The 20932-nt window shown below is 56.2% G+C and carries 20 protein-coding genes; 5 read left to right on the top strand and 15 right to left on the bottom strand.

Annotated features, from left to right (window positions below; translation table 11 throughout):
* Nucleotides 1–124: 124 nt before the first annotated feature.
* Nucleotides 125–364, top strand: coding sequence for a hypothetical protein (locus tag DWA01_RS10960; protein WP_114285881.1), 240 nt, complete (start codon nt 125–127; stop codon nt 362–364).
* Nucleotides 365–1318: 954 nt separating this feature from the next.
* Nucleotides 1319–2491 (top strand): iron-containing alcohol dehydrogenase, encoded by a 1173-nt coding sequence (locus DWA01_RS10955; protein WP_114285880.1) that lies wholly within the window; start codon nt 1319–1321, stop codon nt 2489–2491.
* A gap of 227 nt (nt 2492–2718) precedes the next feature.
* On the opposite strand, the gene DWA01_RS10950 is transcribed toward DWA01_RS10955, so the two are convergent.
* The 6 genes from DWA01_RS10950 to DWA01_RS23280 all read right to left on the bottom strand — a co-directional run bounded on the left by DWA01_RS10950 (nt 2719) and on the right by DWA01_RS23280 (nt 6297).
* A complete protein-coding gene (locus tag DWA01_RS10950; protein ID WP_114285879.1) occupies nt 2719–3159 on the bottom strand; it encodes a helix-turn-helix domain-containing protein in 441 nt (146 codons plus the stop codon).
* Nucleotides 3160–3288: 129 nt separating this feature from the next.
* Nucleotides 3289–3762, bottom strand: coding sequence for an AraC family transcriptional regulator (locus DWA01_RS10945; RefSeq protein ID WP_114285878.1), 474 nt, complete (start codon nt 3760–3762; stop codon nt 3289–3291).
* Nucleotides 3759–4205 (bottom strand): phosphotransferase, encoded by a 447-nt coding sequence (locus DWA01_RS23860; RefSeq protein ID WP_114285877.1) that lies wholly within the window; start codon nt 4203–4205, stop codon nt 3759–3761. Before DWA01_RS23860 ends, DWA01_RS10945 begins: the two co-directional genes overlap by 4 nt.
* 74 nt (nt 4206–4279) lie before the next feature.
* Nucleotides 4280–4735 (bottom strand): phosphotransferase, encoded by a 456-nt coding sequence (locus DWA01_RS23855; protein WP_114285876.1) that lies wholly within the window; start codon nt 4733–4735, stop codon nt 4280–4282.
* A 17-nt stretch (nt 4736–4752) separates the two neighbouring features.
* Nucleotides 4753–5796, bottom strand: coding sequence for a threonine synthase (gene thrC, locus DWA01_RS10930; RefSeq protein ID WP_200832557.1), 1044 nt, complete (start codon nt 5794–5796; stop codon nt 4753–4755).
* A 6-nt stretch (nt 5797–5802) separates the two neighbouring features.
* Nucleotides 5803–6297, bottom strand: coding sequence for a PALP domain-containing protein (locus tag DWA01_RS23280; protein ID WP_200832556.1), 495 nt, complete (start codon nt 6295–6297; stop codon nt 5803–5805).
* 152 nt (nt 6298–6449) lie between these two features.
* Between DWA01_RS23280 and DWA01_RS10925 the strand changes: the two genes are divergently transcribed.
* On the top strand, nt 6450–7031 hold the full coding sequence (locus DWA01_RS10925; protein WP_114285875.1) for a LysR substrate-binding domain-containing protein: 582 nt from the start codon (nt 6450–6452) through the stop codon (nt 7029–7031).
* Between the two features lie 149 nt (nt 7032–7180).
* Here DWA01_RS10925 and DWA01_RS10920 read toward each other — a convergent pair whose 3' ends face one another.
* From DWA01_RS10920 to DWA01_RS10890, 7 genes are all read right to left on the bottom strand, one after another.
* Entirely contained in the window at nt 7181–7528 is a 348-nt protein-coding gene (locus DWA01_RS10920; RefSeq protein WP_114285874.1) for a hypothetical protein, read from the bottom strand.
* A 320-nt stretch (nt 7529–7848) separates the two neighbouring features.
* A complete protein-coding gene (locus DWA01_RS10915) occupies nt 7849–8805 on the bottom strand; it encodes a Rossmann-fold NAD(P)-binding domain-containing protein (protein WP_114285873.1) in 957 nt (318 codons plus the stop codon).
* An 88-nt stretch (nt 8806–8893) separates the two neighbouring features.
* Nucleotides 8894–10141 carry a cysteine desulfurase-like protein gene (locus tag DWA01_RS10910; RefSeq protein WP_160116013.1) on the bottom strand — a complete coding sequence of 416 codons (1248 nt, stop codon included), beginning with the start codon at nt 10139–10141 and terminating at the stop codon, nt 8894–8896.
* A gap of 34 nt (nt 10142–10175) precedes the next feature.
* Nucleotides 10176–10853 (bottom strand): ABC transporter permease, encoded by a 678-nt coding sequence (locus DWA01_RS10905; protein WP_114285871.1) that lies wholly within the window; start codon nt 10851–10853, stop codon nt 10176–10178.
* Nucleotides 10854–10858: 5 nt separating this feature from the next.
* Nucleotides 10859–11566 (bottom strand): ABC transporter permease, encoded by a 708-nt coding sequence (locus DWA01_RS10900; RefSeq protein WP_114285870.1) that lies wholly within the window; start codon nt 11564–11566, stop codon nt 10859–10861.
* Between the two features lie 23 nt (nt 11567–11589).
* The gene (locus tag DWA01_RS10895; protein ID WP_114285869.1) at nt 11590–12393 is read right to left on the bottom strand and encodes an ABC transporter ATP-binding protein; all 804 of its coding nucleotides are present in this window, start codon (nt 12391–12393) and stop codon (nt 11590–11592) included.
* A 16-nt stretch (nt 12394–12409) separates the two neighbouring features.
* Nucleotides 12410–13258 carry a transporter substrate-binding domain-containing protein gene (locus tag DWA01_RS10890; RefSeq protein WP_160116012.1) on the bottom strand — a complete coding sequence of 283 codons (849 nt, stop codon included), beginning with the start codon at nt 13256–13258 and terminating at the stop codon, nt 12410–12412.
* A 172-nt stretch (nt 13259–13430) separates the two neighbouring features.
* On the opposite strand from DWA01_RS10890, the gene DWA01_RS10885 reads away from it, so the two are divergent.
* Nucleotides 13431–14354 carry a LysR family transcriptional regulator gene (locus DWA01_RS10885; protein WP_114285867.1) on the top strand — a complete coding sequence of 308 codons (924 nt, stop codon included), beginning with the start codon at nt 13431–13433 and terminating at the stop codon, nt 14352–14354.
* A gap of 443 nt (nt 14355–14797) precedes the next feature.
* Here DWA01_RS10885 and DWA01_RS10880 read toward each other — a convergent pair whose 3' ends face one another.
* Nucleotides 14798–15853, bottom strand: coding sequence for a glutathione S-transferase C-terminal domain-containing protein (locus tag DWA01_RS10880; protein ID WP_114285866.1), 1056 nt, complete (start codon nt 15851–15853; stop codon nt 14798–14800).
* Between the two features lie 1355 nt (nt 15854–17208).
* Between DWA01_RS10880 and katG the strand changes: the two genes are divergently transcribed.
* Entirely contained in the window at nt 17209–19410 is a 2202-nt protein-coding gene (gene katG, locus DWA01_RS10870) for a catalase/peroxidase HPI (protein WP_114285864.1), read from the top strand.
* A gap of 318 nt (nt 19411–19728) precedes the next feature.
* Here the strand turns inward: katG and DWA01_RS10865 are convergent, their stop codons facing one another.
* The gene (locus tag DWA01_RS10865; protein ID WP_160116011.1) at nt 19729–20736 is read right to left on the bottom strand and encodes an NADPH:quinone oxidoreductase family protein; all 1008 of its coding nucleotides are present in this window, start codon (nt 20734–20736) and stop codon (nt 19729–19731) included.
* Between the last annotated feature and the right edge of the window lie 196 nt (nt 20737–20932).

The following is a 20932-nucleotide window of genomic DNA, read 5'->3' as shown; positions in this document are numbered from 1 at the left end:
GTCAACTGACGTGGAATTTGAATGAGAGTATACTCGGGTTTGTACATGGGGCTGCTGACGTGACGCGAGTTTGACCCGGCCGCGGGATTGCTGCTTAAAAACAAATAGATAAATGGTGAGACGTATGAAATGGGTCTTGTTTTTGATTTCTATTTCGGCAAATGGCGACACATTAAGTCGGTTAGGGGAATATGACACTATGGCTGAGTGCTTCAGAGCGTGGAGTGCTGCAGACAAGAAGTTGCCAAGCCCAAAAGTGAACAACCGGGTTATCTGTGTGAGAGTGGCGGATCAGCTGGCGATTTTTTTTCCAGCCGACCCCGGCTCTGCGATGCGTTTCGGTGACTCCGGTTTCGATCAATGATCGACACAATTCGGAAGAATTCCTGACGTTTGTCCGCAGTGGCTAAAGGGGCGTCGGAAAACGAATTTTCGGAATCCCTGTCTGGAGATCGCCTTGGGTCTGTTGTGTCCACCTGCCCAAACGCCTGCACACTCTGATATGGATGCCCTGATAATCTTTTAAAACAACGCGTAAGCGAGTAGCGTAGAGCCGTGTGGGGGCGGTATCTAAATCATATTTAATCATGTAAATCAGATGGTTGACGGTGGTGGATGTTTTTTAACCCAGCGTTCTGTCCACCTGTTAAATTGTGCCTGTCTTGTCCCGGTAAACCGCTCGTTGATGAGACGGGTTGGGACCCGTGGCTAACTTTGTCAGTTAGCGTAGCATCTGAGCGACATGTCGGTTTTTCGCGCCGTCGCTATCGGGCACGTGAGGTGCAGTCATGCTTAAAAATTGTTGGCGGGTGATGACACTGATCAGCGTCAAATTCGGAGCGTTCTTAATATCAGGTCTCGTTGCATTGAATCGCAGTATTATTCTACTTCAGGCTCTTAGCTGACCTTCATTCAGACCACAGCGAACGGCTGGTTCGAGCCCGGAATTACAGCAATCCGCGATGCAACGAATGGGAGCTTTGCGGCTCCAGGCGCATTCAAGCGGTTCCGCGTCGTCAGGCTGACACCCATTTTACCATTCTCTACAAGTCACTTGTGAGAGCAGGCGGTCAAACATCAACATGAGCGATTTTTGCTCATAATTATTTGTTCGCGCGGTTGACGCTCATCGCCCGCCAGCGCAGTGTTTTGGCGCAGCGGTTGGTGGGGGTGATCGCGATCTGAAATCCAGGCGCATATCGGTGCTGGTTTCAGAGCCTGATTGCACCCAATCCGGGCGGCTGGTGGATAAAGTCTGTGCAATTGAGCGTGGGCAGATAAGCGTCATGACGACCCGTGATGTCGCATTGGGGGAACCATGACCGATTTTGTATTCAATACCACGGCGTCGATCCGTCAATTGATCGGGGGTGCCGGTCAACTGGGGGAGATCCTGGAGGGGCTGCCATTCGCGACGACACACCGCGAAGTCTTGTTTGTAACCGACCCGGGCATCGTCAAACTTGGGCTTTGCAAACCTGCTCTGGCGAGCCTGCTGGCCTGCGGTTTCAAGGTCACTGTCTTTGACCAGGTTGAACCTGACCCGAAATCGACGACGGTTCTTCACGGCGTTGACATTGCGCGGGCCGGTGACATCGCCTGCGTGGTTGGCTTTGGCGGCGGCAGCTCGATGGACGTCGCCAAGGTGATTGCCCTTCTGGCGGCCTCTGAGCAACCGATTGATGCCGCCTATGGGGTTAACCAGGCCACCGGCACCCGATTGCCGCTGGTGCTGGTCCCCACCACCGCAGGCACCGGGTCCGAGGTCACGGCGGTGTCCATCCTGACCACCGGCAGCCAAGAGAAAAAAGGAATTGTCTCACCGATCATTCTGCCTGATATTGCGCTGCTTGATGCCGAACTCACGGTTGGTCTGCCACCCCATATCACCGCCGCGACCGGTGTTGACGCGATGGTCCATGCGATTGAGGCCTATACCTCAGCCAGCGCCAACAATAACCCGATCTCCAGGTCCCTTGCGGTGCAGGCGCTGGATCTGTTGGGGGCCAATATCCGCGAGGCGGTCAGCAACGGCAGCAATATCGAGGCCCGCAGCAACATGCTGCTGGGTTCGATGCTCGCCGGGCAAGCCTTTGCCAATTCGCCGGTGGCCGCCGTTCATGCGCTTGCCTATCCGATCGGCAGCTTGTTTCACGTCCCGCATGGTCTTTCGAATGCGCTGGTTTTGGCCGAGGTGATGCGTTTCAACGCGCCATGTTGCAGCGTTGCATATGCAGAACTTGCGCCACATGTGTTTCCTGAGATCGACAAAAACCGACCAGATCAGGATATCTGCGATGACTTCATCACCCGCCTGATCCGGCTGAATGTCGATCTGGGACTGGAGAAAAACCTGAGCGCCGTCGGCATTAAGGAAAGCGATCTCGACCGCCTGGCCGGGGACGCGATGAAGCAAACCCGCCTGTTGGCCAACAACCCCCGCAACCTCACGCGGCAAGATGCGCGCCGGATTTATCGGGCCTCGCTTTGAGCCGGCGCATACGCTCCGGAAACACCGGAGTCCGGAGCGCTGGACATATGGGATCAGTTCCCAGACAACCTTGGTAACTGGATGCCCAAGGCCATATTTCCAATTTGACCTGCTTTTGCTGCTTTGAAACGTCTCAGTTTCAATATCTGTGGGACTACGGCTGGCCTGCAAATGCAACCAGGGCTGGCCCCCCCCAAGGGTGCTGCGGCGTTGACAACAGGTATCGCTCACATATCCGCACTCTGACATACGCCAAATCGTTTTTTGTATGACTTTAAAAAATCTGACGAGCTGGAAAAGCCGCAAGCTACCGAAATTTCCGTTACTGACATGTCGGTTTCAAAGACCAGGCTGCGACCGTAGTCCAGTCGAATACTAATATAATGTTGTGAGGGGCCAACACCAGGATGCCGCTTGAAAAGCCGTTCCATCGGACGTTTTGAAATACCTTCGAGACACGTCAGTTCGTCGAAACTCAGCGGCTCTCCGGTATTTTCCTGCATCCGGTGAACGATCCTGATCAATCGCCCGTTGCGGCTGTTGATTGTAGTTGCAATCGACGCTTTCTGCCTGGTGTCTGCATTCCGTTTTTTGCCATGAACACACATGTCCATGACCAGATGAGTCAGTTTGCGGCCATAATCTTCTTCAATTATCGCAAGCATCATATCCGTGACCGCAGTCCCGCCGCCGCAGTTAATTATACCGGCGTCTTTTTCATAAATCTGCGCCGAGACCTCAAGCCTGGAAAAGCGCTCTTCAAAGGCGGGCTGGTTGCCCCAGTGCAGGGTAAATTTCTAGTCTTCAAGAAGCCCTGCACGGGCCAAAGTATAGGCGCCTGTGTATATGCCCCCGACCTGACCTCCGCGGCGATGGTGCAACTGCAGCATCCCCAGGGTCTTTGATCCAGCCGCCGAATAGCCATCATGACCCGAGCACACAATGATGGTGTCTTGCCGCTCAACCGGGTGCAAAGCAAAATCGACGGCAACCGAAATTCCATTTGAACAAACTACAGACTTGCCGTCCTCCGAAATCACATACCAGCGGTAAATGCACTGCCCGGTCAGTTGGTTGGCAACACGCAGAGGCTCCACAGCAGAGCTGAAAGCAAGCATCGTCATTTTTGGCAAAAGAACGAAATAATAGTGCCGGGTTTTTACCGCGTTTTCCAGTTTCAGAAAGGAAGGACCGGGCGTTAAAAACCGATCTGACCCAACCGATGTTTTATCATAAACTTCGGGCCACAATTCTGTCAGTTTGGAGCTCATAACCGTTGTCTCCAGACTGGCTTGTCTGTTGCGGCGTTTTCCGCTTCAGAGCGAAAGAACTGTAAACGTTGCAAAAATTCGGCAGGGCTTTTTTGCAAACCCGCGTCGGCCTTTTTGGCAAAACTGTCTGCAAGCCGGGTAAGGCTGAACCGGATAGCGGCCCCTCTGAGTAAGATGGGCAGGGCCAATTGTTCGGCATGTTTCAGAGAACGGCATGACGTGTATCCATCAAGTAAAGCGATGGCTAACTGGGGCGCGAAATCATTGTTTTTATCTAAACACCAAGCGGTTATTGCTATCGCTAAGTCATATGCGAACATATCGTTACAAGCGAAATAGAAATCGAGTACGCCAGAAATCTGCCCCTGTTCAAACAGAACATTATCGGGGAAAAGATCGGCTTGGATCACGCCCTTTTCGAGATTTTCAGGCCAATTTCTCACGACAAACTAAAGCCTTCGGGAAACCAGCTCAGGTCGCTTTCGATGCTGATATCCTGGCGTCCTGCAAAATCCTCCTACATTTCCACCCAGTTATCCGGGCCCATATTGTTGGGGCGGTTGAGAGCGTTGGGCATTTTTGCACTGTGAATTTTGGCAAGCGTCTCGCCAACGAGGAAACATTCGTCTTTCCCGATGGCCTGAACTTCATGCCCATTCAGATGCGAAAAGATCGCGCCAAATTTATTGCCGAATTCGAAGACGACCTGGCCGCTCTTATTCCCGATGGGTTTCGGAACCAGCAGAGAAGATTGGGCAAGGTTCTGTTTTACAGACAGGAAGTAGGGCAAATCATCGGTATTCACGCGATCTTCGTATATTGTTACGATGAACCGGCCAGAAGTGGTTCGAAGCCTGTAATTGGTATTTTCCACTCCATTGGATATTCGCTCCAAACTGATGAGCTCACCAATCGAATAGGGGGTCAATAGCGACGCCATGACGTCCGCTTCGATTATTGTGTATACAGCCATTTGTGCTTAGCCAGTTCTTATGAATTCTGCAGAGTGGACAATATTTTGCCCTTGAGAACGTCAATGTCATTCGCAATATCGGACTCGAATTCTTCGCGGCCCTGCAAGATATGCAGCGATTCAGGGACATCAGGTACACGGCCGGTTGCTGCCATCACGGCGTCGGGGAATTTTGCCGGATGAGCGGTTCCAAGCACAACCATTGCATTGTCGGCAGAGCTCAGAGACTGGCGCGCAGCGGCCAGACCCACCGCAGTATGGGGATCTACGATCTCGGAAGTTTCTGATAATATTCGAGCCATTTCCGCTTTGGTTTCATCATCTGACACCCGGACAGCGGAGAACAGATCACGTGCTTTTGACATAACCTCAGCCGAAACAGAGAACTCACCTGTCTCTTTGAAAGTTTGCATCAGCTGTGCAACATTCGCTCCGTTGCCGTCCAGAAGCTCAAATAACAAGCGTTCAAAGTTACTGGAATTCTGAATGTCCATACTTGGTGTCAGGGATGGCTGAACTAGCTGCGTTTTCATGCTGCTGTTTTCGAAGAAACGGGTCAGGATATCGTTGCGGTTAGACGCAATCGTTAAATTCCCGACAGACAGCCCCATCTTGCGTGCGACATGGCCAACGCAGATGTTCCCAAAGTTTCCGGTCGGAACAACGAAATCAATTTTCCTGTCCGGCGCACCAAGAGCAAGGCCGGCATAGAAATAGTACACCACCTGGGCCGCAACCCGGGTCCAGTTAACGGAATTTACGGCGGTGACATGCTGAACCCTATTCAAGTCAGGATCGTTCAGCAGCGCTTTCACCGCTGTCTGGCAATCATCAAATGTACCATCCACTGCAAAGTTATGAAGGTTGGGCGCGGATACTGTGGTCATCTGGCGGCGTTGGACGTCTGAAACCCGACCTTTTGGATGCAGCATAAACAAGTCGACTGCTTTGACTGATTTGCAGGCATGTATCGCCGCTGAGCCTGTATCCCCCGATGTTGCTCCAATGATGAGCGCCCGTTCACCTCTTTGGCTCAGTTTGTAATCCAGACTGCGGCACAACAGTTGCTAGTCGAAATCTTTGAACGCCAGCGTTGGACCGTGGAACAGTTCCAACAACCAAATTCCAGACTGCATGGATTTCAAAGGTGCAATCGCGGAGTGGTCAAATTCTGCATAAGCGCTTGAGATCAGGTCCTTCAGATCGTTTCGTGGAATGCCCGATCCAGGTAAATCAGGCAGAATTTCACTTGCAAGATCGCAATATCCCAACTTTTGCATTTCGCGCATTTTTTCAACAGAATAGCCTGGCAACCCAGCTGGCAGATACAGACCACCATCGCTTGCCAAAGCAGACAACAGTGTGTCGTCAAATTGCTTCAGATCTCCATCGCTGCGGGTGCTTACAAACATCAATGTAGAAATTCTCCATTCCGCTGAAGGCGCCAATCCAGGATACGGTTGCGTCCGTTTTTTCGGGATAATGGATTCCTGGCAGGAGGCCACACATAAAAAAGCATGCGCGGCCAACAGGTTTTGTTGCTTGTGAAGGTGCGTATTCAATTGCGTATGCTTAGTGAAAATGCCTCCAAATAACCCGGAACCCATCACATGACGCTGATTGATAGTCTAAGGTCAGAACTTGAAGCTTTGAAAAATCAAAGCTGTTTAAATCCGAACGTCCGTTTGTTTCGCCCCACGGCGGGACGGTTGAAATGCAAACCGGGTACGAAACGCGTTCGCTGATCAACCTGTGTTCGAATAATTATCTGGGCCTGTCCAATGACGGGCGATTGATTGATGCTGCACACACAGCTCTTGATGCGTATGAGCTGAATGACGGACTTATAGATGTTGCCGTGATGCAAATATTCAAATCGAACGTGCAGCCCACAGATATCGTCCTGTACGAAGATCAGTTGCACTGGATCAAATCCTTTGATTACGAGTTTGATATTTCCAAACCTATTCCCTTTCTTTCATTCGACGAAAACTGCTTTTTCAGACATTGGGCGCTGGAGTGCGGACGGTCGCAAGAACATATTATCGATATCGTACTGGAATGTTCCAGCACCGCTGGCATCGCCTCTGCGATTGTATCGGGCCTGGGTGTGTCTTTGTTAAACGGGCGCCATATTACGCCTGAAATGCAAGTGATCGACAATATTTTCACGCCGCCGCCTGACGTCGCATATGTCATTCGTTCAAACAGAAAATCCCGGTCAAAAGCCGTTGAAATTCTTACACAAGAGATCGTCCGTGAAGTCGGGAATATTGGCGCTTTACGGGTTGCTTGACACATCCATGCCGTCATTTGTCAAACAGCATGGTGTGGACTGCAGCATCAGACAGTTTGCGCTCGGAGCGACCGTTCACTGCGTTCTAAACGAATGTTGGCCCGGGATCTTTCGCTGGCTGCTTTCGCCGGGCTCTGGTTTGTCAGCGCCTAGTCCAGCAGTTTCAGAAACTCGAGAACGATAAAGGTTTCGGGGTCGACACGGATGAACTCATTGCCAAAGCGATAATAGGGGCCGCTGCCCAGCAGGCCGTAATTCCAGGGATCCTCCAGACGGTCATAGCGCTGAATATCAAAAATATCGCCGATCCCGTACCCATGCTTACGGGCCTGGCCCGGAGGCACGCAAGGCGGGTTTTTCTTGGCCAGCCCGGGCGGGCAACCGCCGACCCCGACACCCTGACCTCTGTTGGCCTTGAACTTATGGTTCCCCGCCAGCGCATCGACTGGCATCAGAGGCAGCGTAAGGGCAAGCAAAAGGGCGGGAAAATTGCGCATGGGCAAGACCTCACTATGGGCAGTATTGTACCCAGAATGCCCGAAGCCGTGGCGGAGTCCAACAGGTCTGTATCGGGACCGGCAGGAAATGGCTCCAGGCTGCAGCGCGCGGGCACCCGTCTTGCGGCGGCATACAGGCGGGTCCGATGCCTTTCCGCTGCGAAATGAAGGCCACATACGCGACGATGCGAATGCCCTGAAATCACATGGTTCCCGGGCGGAGTTCCCGGCGCAGCCCGGCAGGCCGGCAACGACGTCTGCAGGCTCAGATCGGGCCTCACGCGTCGCTGGCGACGGGCTGCCGCCCGGAATATCAGCCGCTAGTCCTGAAGCCGCATTTGCTGCATCACGGCTTTTGCGATCACGATGTCCTGCACAGCCACGCCGGTCAGGTCCGCGACGGTGATATCCGTGTCCCGGCGACGGCCCGGCTTCTTGTTCGCGACGATGTCACCAAGCTCGCTTACCTCTTGCGCCGTTATCGCCCTGGCTTTGAGGGCGCGCGATATCTCGCCCCTGCTCTGGCATTGATCAATACTGTCGACCACCACCAGATCGGCCATTCTGATCACGTCTGCCGAGATTTCTTGTTTGTGCGGCGTGTCTGAACCCATGGCGGTGATATGGGTGCCTGGCCGGATCATGCCGGCGTCCAGAAGCGGGGTTCCGGAGGGGGTGGTGGTGACGATCAACCGGCAGTCATCGCACAGTTCCTCAATCGTCTCAGCAATCCGGACCTCAAAGCCAAAAGCCGCAATGTCACGCGCCGCCGCTTCGGCCGCAGATCTTGTCCGCCCCCAGAGCGTGACCGCGCGGCACGGGTTTACCCGCTTCAGGTACAGCGCCTGCAGACGGGCCTGAACGCCGGTGCCGACAATGCCGATCCGGTTGACGCTGGCGGGCTGCAGATATTGTGCCGCCACCGCGCCCGCTGCTGCGGTTCTGTGGTTGGTCAGCACGCCCTCTTCCAGCAGCACAGCCTCAACCTGGCCGGTGGTCTGGCTGAGCACCAGCATGCAGCCCCCGAAAGGCGGCAGTCCGAGTTTGGGGTTTTCAAAAAAACCGGTGGCGATTTTGATCACAAAAACATCATCGCCGCCGATTGCGCCGTATTTGATGTGCATCTCACCGTGGCGCCCGGGGAACAGCAACTCGCCCACCGGCGGCACCTCGACCAGTCCTTGCGAGTAGGCAGCAAAGCCGGATGCAATCTCTTTCACCAGATCAATTTTTGGCAGGACGGCCTCGATATCTGCCAGGCTGTAAATCTGTGTCATAACGTGCTCTTTCTCCAGGGCCTCAGGGACAGACCGGTCGTATGCGGCGGCGGATGGCAGCGCAGGGTTGAACCGCTACGCCGTCCGGTTATGCTTTTGAAAAAGCTGCCGTCAGGCCGTCGGCAAAAGCATCAACATCTTCGACGGAATTATAGTGAGACAGGCCGATCCGCATAAGCCCGTCGGGACCCAGCCCCAGGTAGTTGCTCGCTTCAAAGGCAAACTTCTTGCCCCAGTGGAAGTGGATGCCGCGCGCAGTGAGCGCCTTTGAAACCTGAGCAAGCTGACCGTCTTTGCTGTAGAACGACAGGATTGGCGCCCTTGCACCCTTGGTTGGGGTGACACCAGGGCCCAAAAACTTTAACTGCGGAAAATCCTGAAGTTTTGAAAGCAGACGTGCAAAAAGCGCCGCCTCACAGGCCTCAATCGATTGAAAAGCACTGCTGAGCAGTTCGCGGCGGGATCCCGTTCCGCCAGCCCATTGCCCAAGGCTTTCAAAATACCCTATCGCGCCCGACAATCCGGCGAGCAACTCAAACGGCGGACATCCCACCATAAAACGGTCGGGCAATTGTTCCGGCGACACCCGGGTCTTGTAGGGGCGGCAATTTTCCAGAACCGCGCGGCGGCCCCAGATGACCCCAAGGTGGGGGCCAAAAAACTTGTATGGCGCGCAGGAGAAAAAATCGCAGCCAATCGCCGGTGCATCCACCAGGAAATGCGGCGCGTATTGCACGCCGTCGACAAACACCAGCGCGCCTGCAGACTTGGCCATCTTCGTCATGCCGGCCACATCGGCAATGGTGCCGGTCAGGTTGCTGACATAGTTCAACGCCACCAGTTTGGTGTTCTCATTCAGCAACCCGCGCAGCTCATCTGTTTCATTCTGCCAGCTGTCAGTGTTGAAGCCGAGCCAGCGGATGGTGGCGCCGGTTTCTTCCGCCAGTCGGAGCCAGGGAGAAATATTGCCCTCATGATCCCTGTGGGTGACGATGATTTCATCGCCGGGCCCGAACATATGACGCATCGAGTTGACCAGCTGAAACGTGGCCGTCGTCGCATTGGCGCCGATGATGATTTCGCCCGGATCTGATGATCCCAGAAACGCGGCCATCGACGCATAGCTGTGATCGACCAGCGCATCGATATCGGTCGAAAAACTGTCAAATACGCCGGTATAAGTGTTGTGCTCGCAATAGGTTTTGGCAACCGCGTCCGCCGCCTGGCCCGCGATCAGCGTGCCCGCCGAATTGTCGAGATAGACCCGCGGCCGGCCCTGGTCTTTCACATGCAAAGCGGGAAAACTGGCGCGAACCCTGGACAGAGGAAATGTCATTTCAGTACTTTCTTGCAGAAGCGTCATGTGGGGATCACAAATGCTTGGAGACCCGGTTTTCGACCACTTTCAAGACACGGGTCAGCACCAGGTTCATGATCAGGTAGAAAGCGCCGGCAACGATAAAGATTTCGATGGGCTTGTAGGTTGCCGAGATCAGTTTTTGGGCAATGCCGGTCACATCAAGAACCGTCACCGTGCTGGCAAGCGCCGTCGCTTTGATCATCATAATCAACTCGTTGCCATAACTAGGCAGCGCGATCCGCATGCCGACCGGAAACTGGATGCGCCGGAAGCTCAGCCACCAGGACATGCCGCCGGCCCGGGCCGCCTCCATTTGCCCGTTTGGCACTGCTGACAATGCGCCACGGAAAATCTCAGCCGAAAACGCGCCGGTGTTCAGGGCCAGCGCAATGATGGCACACCACATGGGGGACTGCAGAACCGGCCAGAGAAAACTGGCCCGCACGGCTTCCGACTGACCCAGACCAAAATAGATCAGAAACAGCTGAATCAGCAGCGGCGTGCTGCGAAACAGATAGATGTAGCTGCGTGCGACCGGCCCGGCGACAGGGCGTTGGGTGGTAATGGCGATGGCGGCGCAGATCGCGATCACAAAACCAAAACTGACGGCGGCAAACGCCAGAAGCAACGTTGTCGGAATGCCCGCCGCGATTTTTGGGATCGCATCCCACATGAGTTCAAAATCCATGGCGTTTACACCTTTATCCGGACGGTGCCACGATTGGACCAGGTCTCGATCCGCTTGATGACAATTGTGGAAAAGAACGACAAAGCGGCATAGATCAGCGCCGCCACAATGTAGAAGTAGAGGAATTTGTAAGTCGACCCCGCCGCGATATTGGCCTGACGCGTCAGCTCTACCAACCCGGTGACGGACAGCAGCGCGGTGGATTTCAGATTGATCAGCCACAGATTGCTCAGTCCTGGCAGTGCGTATTGCAACGTCTGCGGGAAAATGACCCGCCGGGCCAGGTGACTGCGGGTCATGCCACAGGCGAGCCCGGCTTCGATCAGGCCTTTGGGGATCGCGAGATACCCGCCGCGTAAAGACTCCGCGGCATAAGCACCGGCAACCACCCCGATCGCGAGCATGCCGACGATGAACGCATCCACTTCGATATAGCCGTTGTAACCAAACACACTTGCAACGGACATGACGGCAAGGCTGCCGCCGAAAAAGAAGAGATAAACCACCAACAACTCGGGAATGCCCCGGAACACCGTGGTGTAAATCTCGCCCAAAATATTCGCCCACCGGTTTTCAACCAGTTTGAGCGCGGCACCGATGCAGCCAAAGACAAGCCCGACAGCGTAAGATGACAGGCTGATTGCGATGGTCATCAGCGAGGCGGTGAAGAGCTCATCTCCCCAGCCCTGGTCACCCCATATGAGAAGTTCCATGATCCTGATCCAGTTCTGCTGTACTAGCCGTGCTTGCTTTTGGCCTCGTCCCGGAAATGGGAGAGGAAGTCTCTGCAACGTTGCGATTCAGGATTGCCAAACAGCTGCTCTGGTGGCCCCTGCTCTTCGATCTGCCCGTCGCTGAGGAATGCAACAACACTGGAAACGTCCCGGGCGAAGCGCATTTCATGCGTCACCACCAACATGGTCCGGCCTTCTTCTGCCAGCAACCGGATCACCTGCAGCACCTCGTTAACAAGTTCCGGATCCAGCGCCGATGTGGGCTCATCAAACAACATCACTTTCGGATGCATGGCCAGCGCCCGGGCAATGGCACAGCGCTGCTGCTGCCCGCCCGAAAGCTGATTTGGGAATTGGTCGCGTTTGTCGGCGATGCCCACTTTGCTGAGAAACTCCATCGCCTCGTCGAGGCATTCGGCGCGGGGTTTCTTCAACACGTGAAGCGGGCATTCCATCACGTTTTCCAGCACCGTCATATGTGGCCAGAGATTAAAGTTCTGGAACACCATGCCAAGCGAGGCGCGGATCCGTTCGATCTGACGCCGGTCGGCGATGGCGGTGGCGCCGTTCCGTCCTGGTTTGAGTCTGATCTCTTCGCCACCGACCCGGATAGTGCCCGATGTCGGGATTTCCAGCATGTTGACGGAGCGCAAAAACGTGCTTTTGCCCGACCCGCTGCTGCCGATCAGGGAAATGACATCCCCTTCCTGAGCTTGCAGGGAAATGCCTTTGAGCACCTCGAGGCTGCCGAACGACTTGTGCAGGTCGATAACCTCGAGTGCGGGTTGAGTAAGCGAAGAGACCAATGAACCAACTCCCTGGTTATTTTTTAGGCGAGGCGTCAGAGCCGAGCCACTTGACCGCCAGTTCCGCCAGGGTTCCGTCGGCAACCATTGAGCTGAGCGCAGCGTCGATGCTGGCTTTCAGCTCCGGACGGCCTTGTTTCATCGGCGCTGCGATGTCACCGCCGATGATGCCACCGCCAAACTTCGGACCAAAAGCAACAACCGAGACCTCTTCTTTGGTCGCCAGTTTTTTCCAGTAGGATTCGCCGGCCATGCCAAGATCCAACCGCTCAGCCTGCATATCAAGATCGCGGGTTTCCAGTTTATCATATTCACGCAGATCGAGATCACCGAAGAATTCTTCGACAAACGGCACCGTGTTGTTACCGGTCTGAATGCCAACGGACTGGTCCTGCATAACGGCCCGTAACGCAATGATTTCTGCCTGCGCGGCAGGCGTCATGTCATCAAGGTTTACCACATCGACGGAGGCCTGATACGCCGCAAGGCTGGAGCCTTCCTTGGCAGCAAAACTGGACAGGCTGACCGCGTAGCTGCGGGTGAAATCCATCGACTGCTTGCGCTCATCAGTGACGTTCACGCCGGCCATGATAATGTCGAATTTGCCCAGGTTCAGAGCGGGGAAAATGCCGTTCCAATCGGTTGTGATCCACTCGCATTCGGCACTGATCCGGGCGCAGATTTCGTTGCCCACGTCGATGTCATAGCCAATCAGTTCGCCACCGGAATTGGTAAATGTCCAGGGCTCAGCGCCGCCGTCTGTTCCGATTCTCAAAACTTCCGCAGCGGATGCCGCGCCTGACAACGACAGCAAAAGCCCCGTCACAGCTGCGGCCACAAAACCGCTTTTTCTGAGTGTGGTCATATTTTTATTCCTCCCAAAATCACCCTGACCGGGCATGTCCTTGCAGAAACTGTTCAAATGGCGGCCACGGCGGGCTGTCTGAATTGATCACTGCATGTGCGTGTGACAGTAAACCACGGCAGGAAGGTCAAAAAAACTGGACAAATTCTCAGTCATTGCATAACTTTTTTGCATGCAAAGATATCCAACACTGACCGGCGTTCTCGGCGCACTTCACGTTTTTGAAAGCGCGGCACGGCTCAAGAGCTTTACCAAAGCCGCCCGGGAGCTGAACCTGACCCAGCCCGCGGTAAGCCGGCGCATTTCAGCGCTTGAAGAGCGGTTGAACCTGTTTCTGTTCGAGCGGGATCACAACAAGCTGCAACTCACAGCGGACGGGCGTGAACTGTTGTCCGCCGTCGAGATCAGCCTCGAACATCTCAACAACGTGACCTCCCAGCTCACCCGGAAATCGGACCGCAGAAAGCTGACCATCGCCTGCGGCTTCAGTTTTTCCTCCATGTGGCTGCAATCGAGGTTTTCGCGGCTGCGCAAAATGCTGGACGGTATTGAGCTGCGTCTGATCGCCTCTGAATTTCCCGAGGTTCTGGACCCCAAAATGATCGACATCCGTATCCTCTGGGGAGAAAAGTGCTGGCTTGGGCGTGAAATGCGGCCTCTTTTCCCCGATGATATTTTTCCGGTCTGCAGCCCCTGGTTTGCGGAAAAAGAGGGATTTCCTGTGACCGGGGAACTGGCGCCTGAAAGTTTTCGCAACCTGCCGCTATTGTACAGCCAGTCCAGTGGCTCTGACCGGCTGGACTGGGAAGAGTGGTTTCGGGCGCTGAAAATCGGGTTTGTGCCGGAGGATCTGCGGTATGTCTATGACACCTATCAGTTCACCATTCAGGCGGCGATTGAAGGCGAGGGCGTTGCGCTGGGGTATTCCGGGCTGATTGACGAGTCCCTGAAACGGGGCGATCTGATCAGAATTGGCCAGAGCATCAGCCACCAGACCGGCGCAACATTTATCGAGTTCGAAACCAACCGGATTCCAGCCACACGCCGGGATCAGATCTACGACTGGTTTCAGTCTGAAATTGCCTCGGCGGAGTAAAACTTCATCCGGATCAGGCGCTGAACGGGCCGGCGGGCACGCCCACAGACACGTTCAGTACCCGGCACAGGGCGCCCTCAGGAACCGGACCATGCGGGGGCAGCAGAGATCACGCGCGGCACGGTACGCCCGAAAGCGGAGGCCTCCAGCCAGCGATTTTGAATAGGGAGGGGCCGCTGACAAGCACCGGAGCAATGCCCCTGAGTTCACCGATCTTGCACCACAAGCAACTGACGATGGTGCGCAAAATATGACACTGGAGATTTGCCCGGCACGCCTGGCACCATTCCATTCTTCATTATACCGAAAATATAGGCGCATATTGAGGGACCCAAGAAAGTCAGAACTGGCTGTAAGCGGCGGAGCAAATACCGGCCCGTGAGGCGGGAAAAGCAGGTCACCTTGTCTGACAGCTTTGCCCGCAAGTCTTGAGCGTATCCCGGCTAGCGTGCCAGTTCGGGATGGGCGTAGGCTTCGGGATAGCCCATCGGACGCAGCGGTCCCAGCGGCACAACATTATTCCATGACCGGCCAAAGTATCCCTGCCGGCAGTGCACCAGCGAATTGCTCGCCGCCACACCCGGGAGCGCGTAGACGCGGCACAACCAGCGCCAGAGATGTGGGTAGTCGAGGATCATGGCACCGTTCAGCTTCATCCGCACATAATACACCGGATCGTGCCGGTAGAGCGTTGGGAACAGGCGCAGGTCAGCCTCGGTGAACCTGTCGCCGGCGAGGTAGGGACGGTCATCGGCTTTGAGCCGTGCCTCCAGCGCGCCCAGGGTATCAAAATAGGTCGCGAAGGCTTCGGCGTAGACCTCCTGGCTGGAGGAGAATCCCGCTTTGTAGGCGCCATTGTTGATGTGAGTGTAAATCTGCTCATTCAGCGTGTCGATCTCTGCACGCAGAGGCGCGTTTTCATCGCCTGATGGATATAGATCGGGCCGGGCCGTGTCAGGCAGGGTGCTGCCGAGCCGACCGGCCTGCGCATTCAACATCCGGATAATTTCGGCGCTTTCATTTGCCACGATCCGGCTGGTCTTCTTGTCGTAGAGGATCGGCACGCTGGCTTCATCCGAACCCTCAGCCTCGTAGATCTGTTTGGCCAGCCGGAACTGCTGACCTGTGCCGGTCTCTGCTGTGCATTCCGGCAACGTCGTTCCCGTCAGGGGCGCGATCCGTTGCGGGTTGAATTCCCAGCGGTTTGCCTCAACAGCGTCGTCGCCATTTGTCCGGCTGGGAAAGGCGACGTCCAGGGTGATGCTGTCAGCCAGGCCAAGGATATTTCGCGCCAGTGTCACCCGGTGGCACCACGGGCAGTTCAGCGCAACAAAAAGGTGGTAGCGGCCCGGCTCGGCGGGGAAGTCGGCGTCTTTACCCAGAACAGAGCGAAACCCGCTGATACCGCGAACGAACTCGCCTTTGGCGCGGCGGGCCGCCGCGTTGGTCTGGCGTTCCTCGACAGACGTGTTGACTGCAGGCGGCTTGGAAAGGGGCATGATTAAGTCTCACTTAACAGGGGAAGCGATGTGAACGGGCGGGGTGCAAGTGCCTGGGGGCAGGCCCCGTGACCTGCCACTGAATTGTACAATGTTTCAGGCGTTCCAGACATAGATGAATTCCCCATATGCAGAAACCCATGAACCGTGAGACGTGAGTTTCGCCGGCCCGCCGTCCCATTCCCGCTGAGTTCGGCTTTCCGCTGCCCAAATGTTTCAGCGGCAACTTTTTCAAGGGTATGGCCTGTCCTGACATTTGCCGTCTTTGCGTCTTCCACGCCTTGACCTGGTTTTTGCCCAGACGAAGAACGGCGCGCCATTTTTCAGCGTATTGACGGGCTTTTGTCAGAGAAACGTCCCGCAGGCATGCAGGGTCCATTTCGCAATGCCTGTCGCGGACGGAGACGCGCAGCCCCCAGTGGGCGCCGCCACCCGCCAGAATAGTTTCACAGATCACCTGCGGTGTGCGCGGCTAAGCCGCTGCAGCCTCACGAGCGGCACGGCGACAAAGACGGCACCGGAAGTCAGCTCCGACCGTCAGGGTAAAGGCAGAAAAATGCGCCGCCGCGTGTGGCCCGAATGCACCCATACCGGACCAGTTGCCCCCTCAATCAATGGTGGCGGGTGCTTGCAGGAGCATTTTCCTCACGGGCCGCTGAGAGCAAAATATTTGACTGGCGCAAATGGCTGCGCTTCCTCTGAAACGCCACAAATTTTGCAGTCCTTCTCAAGCGCTGTCAGGAAAGCAATCTCCTGGATGCTATCATGGCGTATGACGGACAACCGGTCATTGCGTGCGCCGGGTAGGTGTTGGAAAGAGTGTATTCTTCACTGCGAACATGGGAGAGAGGCGGGCCAGAAAATAATCCGGCGAATAATTGCCCGCCGGAGCCGCGCCGGCTTCGACACATGGCGGGTGAAAACTGGCGGCATGGATGCATTCTCAATCGCCGGCGGTGCAGGAGCTGACCGAGCCAAATCGCCGGCTCAAAAAAATACTCAGCTGAGCGTCAGAGTGACGTGCTGACCGCAGTTCCCGGAAGCAGCCCCATTGTCCGCTTTTGGTCTGGCGCAACAGGACTGCGCGCTCAGGCCAGCTTTTGACTGGCAGGGCATTGCGCAGCACTGTGCCGGGGGGCTGTGAAGAGACCGTCGCGCAATATGCTTCAGGGGATCGCGAAGGTCTCGCTGCCCGATGTTGACGTGCATCATAAGATTTGCCTATCGCCAAGGTAAGAAAGAATAATTTTATTTTATGCACCGGGTTATCTACGGTTGTTGTGTCAGTGTGGACCGCATTCAATAAAGTGCCCCACCAGGCCAGGCCAGTAACAACATCAAGCTCGGAGAATGAAATGGACGGAAAAGACGCCCCAAACGAAAATGGTTGCCCGGTAATGCATGGCGGGGCCCAAAGCGCAACGTCTGGAGGCAGGTCAAATACGGATTGGTGGCCCAACCAGCTGAACCTGAAAATTCTGCACCAGCATTCCTCCAAGTCCGACCCGATGGGCGCAGGATTCAACTATGCCGAAGAATTCGCAAAACTGGACCTGCAAGCGCTGAAGCAGGATCTGAATGCGCTGATGACCGACACCCAGGACTGGTGGCCCGCGGATTACGGCCATTACGGCCCGCTGTTTATCCGCATGGCCTGGCACAGCGCCGGCACCTACCGCACCGCCGATGGCCGTGGTGGCGGCTCAACTGGCACCCAGCGGTTTGCGCCGCTCAACAGCTGGCCGGACAATGGCAACCTCGACAAAGCACGCCGTCTGCTCTGGCCGCTCAAACAAAAATACGGCAACAAGATATCCTGGGCGGATCTGATGATCCTCGCCGGCAATTGCGCCATTGAATCCATGGGCGGCAAGACCTTTGGTTTCGCCGGTGGCCGTGCGGATATCTGGGAGCCGGAAGAAGACATTTACTGGGGCGCTGAACGTGAATGGCTGACCGACGAACGCTATAGCGGTGACCGGGATCTCGAGAACCCTCTGGCTGCTGTGGAAATGGGTCTGATCTATGTGAATCCGCAAGGCCCCAACGGCAACCCGGACCCTGTAGCTTCGGGGTTTGACGTGATCGACACCTTTGGCCGTATGGCGATGACGCCCGAGGAAACCGTGGCGCTGGTGGCCGGTGGCCACACCTTTGGTAAAGGCCACGGGGCCGGCGACGCAGCACTGGTCGGTGCTGAGCCGGAGGCTGCCGCTATTGAAGACATGGGACTGGGCTGGAGCAATAGCTTTGAGAGCGGCAAGGGCGTGCACAGCACGACCTCGGGCTTTGAAGGGGCCTGGACACCGACGCCAACCACCTGGGACCACACTTACTTTGACATGCTGTTCAACTACGAATGGAAGCTGGTCGACACGCCTGCGGGGGCCAAAGTATGGCACGCCATTGACCTGGCTGCGGAAAACCACGCACCGGAAGTGGATGGGTCCGGCAAGAAGGTGCCGATCATGATGACAACCGCCGACCTGTCGCTGCGGCAGCATCCGGATCTGGCCCCGATTGCCAAGCGGTTCCATGAAAACCCCGAGGAATTCGCCGATGCCTTTGCCCGCGCCTGGTTCAAGTTGACCCACCGCGATATGGGCCCGCGCACGCTGTATCTGGGTGACGATGTGCCGGCCGAAGAGCTGCTCTGGCAGGACAATGTTCCGGCTGTGGATCATGACCTGGTGGACGCTGGGGACATTGCCGGGTTGAAAACCAGCATCCTGGCTTCTGGGTTGTCGATTGCTGACCTGGTCTCAACCGCCTGGACTTCAGCGGCGACCTTCCGCGGCTCAGACAAGCGCGGCGGTGCAAATGGGGCGCGTATCCGGCTGGCGCCGCAAAAAGACTGGGACGCCCATGAGCCCGAAAAGCTGGCCCGCGTGCTCGGCGTGCTGGACGGCATTAAGTCTGCGTTCGATGCGGCGCAGCCCGGCAAAAAGGTCTCGATCGCTGATCTGATCGTTCTGGCGGGGTCTGCGGCTGTGGAACAGGCGGCCAGCAATGCCGGTCACGCTGTCGAAGTCCCCTTCACACCAGGCCGTACCGATGCGTCTCAGGCGCAGACCGACGTCGAAAGCATGGCCGTGCTGGAGCCGGTTGCGGACGGGTTCCGCAACTACCAAAAACAACAGTACAGCGTCTCGCCTGAGGAACTGCTGCTGGACCGTGCCCAGCTGATGACCCTGACTGCACCCGAAATGACGGTCCTTGTGGGTGGCCTCCGGGCACTGGGGGCCAATCATGGCGGCGCCTCCCATGGGGTATTTGGCAATGGCGCGGATGCGTTGACGGCGGATTTCTTTGTCAATCTTCTGGACATGAGCACCAAATGGACACCGGTTGAAGGTGGCACCTATGAAGGTCGCGACCGCGCAAGCGGTGATCTGAAATGGACCGCGACCCGGGTGGATCTGGTCTTTGGGTCGAACTCGCAACTGCGGGCCGTGGCCGAGGTCTATGCTCAGGACGACGCCAAAGAGACTTTTGTGCGCGACTTCGTGGCGGCCTGGAGCAAGGTGATGAATGCGGATCGTTTTGATCTGAACTGATCTGAACCGATCCGAATTGATGGGCGCGGCTTCCCCGAAGCTGCGCCCATTTACCTTTCGTACTACCGTTGCTCAGCAGAACCCGCCGTGCACGGAATGTCCCGCAGGCAGCCTCAGGGCGACGCAGCTAAATTCCCTCCGGGCTTATTTTCTGAAAACATTTTGCGCCTTTTGGCGCATGTCAGCTTCGATCACCGAACCCGGGCATCCCGATCCTGATATCCCCAACCCCTGGACAGTAAGCACGGAAGTGCAACACAGCCCCGACATCCCCGGGTCAGATCCGGAATGCGGATGTCGTTCAGGGTTCAGCGCCGCTCATGCCACGTCCTGCGAGTGAACTCGCAAGACCAGTTTGCCAACCGTTTCGCGCCGCCCGAGCGCCTTGAGCGCCTGTGGCAGGTCAGAAAGCTCAAACCGGGTGTCCACAACCGGTTTGATCTTCCCCTGCTCCAGCAACGCGGCGGTCAGCCCGGTCAAACGCCGGATCACGTCTGCGTCACGGTCGTGATCCAACACCACACCTCTGGCGGTGACATTTTTCAGCAGCAGGTAATTTGAAGGCAGTTGCGCAATTTTACCCGAGGCAAAACCGACAATCAAAAGCGCGCCGCGCCGCGCAATGCAGCGCAGACTCTGAATGGCCACATCGCCGCCAACCGGGTCCACGATGATCGTGGCGCCAAGCCCGTCTGTGGCGGCATTGACCTGGTCTTTCCAGTCCTCGTCCCGGTAGTTGATCAGCACGTCCGCGCCGTGCTCGGCGGCCAGCGCCAGTTTGTCAGTGCTGCCTGCGGTGGCGATCACCTGAGCGCCGGCAGCATGGGCAATTTCCACCGCCGCAAGGCCAACGCCGCCCGCTGCCGCATGGACCAGCACGCGGTCATCAGGGCCGACAGAGACACAATCGTGCAGCGCCACCATAGATGTCAGATAGACCACCGGCAGAGCGGCCGCCTCAGAAAAACTCATCTGGTCGGGAACCGGGATCATCATATCCTCGCGCACCGAGGTATATTCCGCGAAGCCGCCCCAGAGGACTTTACTGGCGATCCGGTCCCCAACGTTCCACTGGCTGACCGCTGCGACTTCCACAATTGTGCCTGCCACTTCCTGACCAGGGGTGAACGGGCGCGGCGGGCGGACCTGGTATTTTTCGTCAACCATCAGAATATCGGAAAAGTTCAACGCAGCCGCTTCGGTTTTGACCACAACATATCCAGGTTTTGCTACAGGTCTCGGGCGTGTTGTCAGTTCCATATTTTCAAGCCCGGGTTCTTCCCCGGCGACCCAGCAGCGCATGGTTGATGACATCTTTTCCGTCACTGATTGTTTCCCCATATTTTCTTTGAGATTTTGGTGGCTGCGCTCGACGGGACCGGGCAAGCAGGCTGGCCGCGCTGAAAAGGGCCTGTCGTTGCGGACAGACTTGAGGCCAGGGACATGCCGGCGGGATTGTTTTGACTGGTTTGCAACGCTCTGAATACCCCAATGTGACCACCTGGCTCGCAGATAGAGCGCG

The organism is Candidatus Halocynthiibacter alkanivorans, from assembly GCF_003333265.1.
GTDB lineage: Bacteria > Pseudomonadota > Alphaproteobacteria > Rhodobacterales > Rhodobacteraceae > Halocyntiibacter_A > Halocyntiibacter_A alkanivorans.
Note: the sequence above shows the minus strand (reverse complement) of the source record. Positions and strands in the feature narration are given on the sequence as shown.

Coding starts and splice junctions, on each gene's coding strand:
- DWA01_RS10960 (WP_114285881.1), top strand. CDS start 125: ATGAAATGGGTCTTGTTTTTGATTTCTATTTCGGCAAATGGCGACACA.
- DWA01_RS10955 (WP_114285880.1), top strand. CDS start 1,319: ATGACCGATTTTGTATTCAATACCACGGCGTCGATCCGTCAATTGATC.
- DWA01_RS10950 (WP_114285879.1), bottom strand. CDS start 3,159: ATGATGCTTGCGATAATTGAAGAAGATTATGGCCGCAAACTGACTCAT.
- DWA01_RS10945 (WP_114285878.1), bottom strand. CDS start 3,762: ATGAGCTCCAAACTGACAGAATTGTGGCCCGAAGTTTATGATAAAACA.
- DWA01_RS23855 (WP_114285876.1), bottom strand. CDS start 4,735: ATGGCTGTATACACAATAATCGAAGCGGACGTCATGGCGTCGCTATTG.
- DWA01_RS10925 (WP_114285875.1), top strand. CDS start 6,450: ATGCAAACCGGGTACGAAACGCGTTCGCTGATCAACCTGTGTTCGAAT.
- DWA01_RS10920 (WP_114285874.1), bottom strand. CDS start 7,528: ATGCGCAATTTTCCCGCCCTTTTGCTTGCCCTTACGCTGCCTCTGATG.
- DWA01_RS10915 (WP_114285873.1), bottom strand. CDS start 8,805: ATGACACAGATTTACAGCCTGGCAGATATCGAGGCCGTCCTGCCAAAA.
- DWA01_RS10910 (WP_160116013.1), bottom strand. CDS start 10,141: ATGACATTTCCTCTGTCCAGGGTTCGCGCCAGTTTTCCCGCTTTGCAT.
- DWA01_RS10905 (WP_114285871.1), bottom strand. CDS start 10,853: ATGGATTTTGAACTCATGTGGGATGCGATCCCAAAAATCGCGGCGGGC.
- DWA01_RS10900 (WP_114285870.1), bottom strand. CDS start 11,566: ATGGAACTTCTCATATGGGGTGACCAGGGCTGGGGAGATGAGCTCTTC.
- DWA01_RS10890 (WP_160116012.1), bottom strand. CDS start 13,258: ATGACCACACTCAGAAAAAGCGGTTTTGTGGCCGCAGCTGTGACGGGG.
- DWA01_RS10885 (WP_114285867.1), top strand. CDS start 13,431: ATGCAAAGATATCCAACACTGACCGGCGTTCTCGGCGCACTTCACGTT.
- DWA01_RS10880 (WP_114285866.1), bottom strand. CDS start 15,853: ATGCCCCTTTCCAAGCCGCCTGCAGTCAACACGTCTGTCGAGGAACGC.
- katG (WP_114285864.1), top strand. CDS start 17,209: ATGGACGGAAAAGACGCCCCAAACGAAAATGGTTGCCCGGTAATGCAT.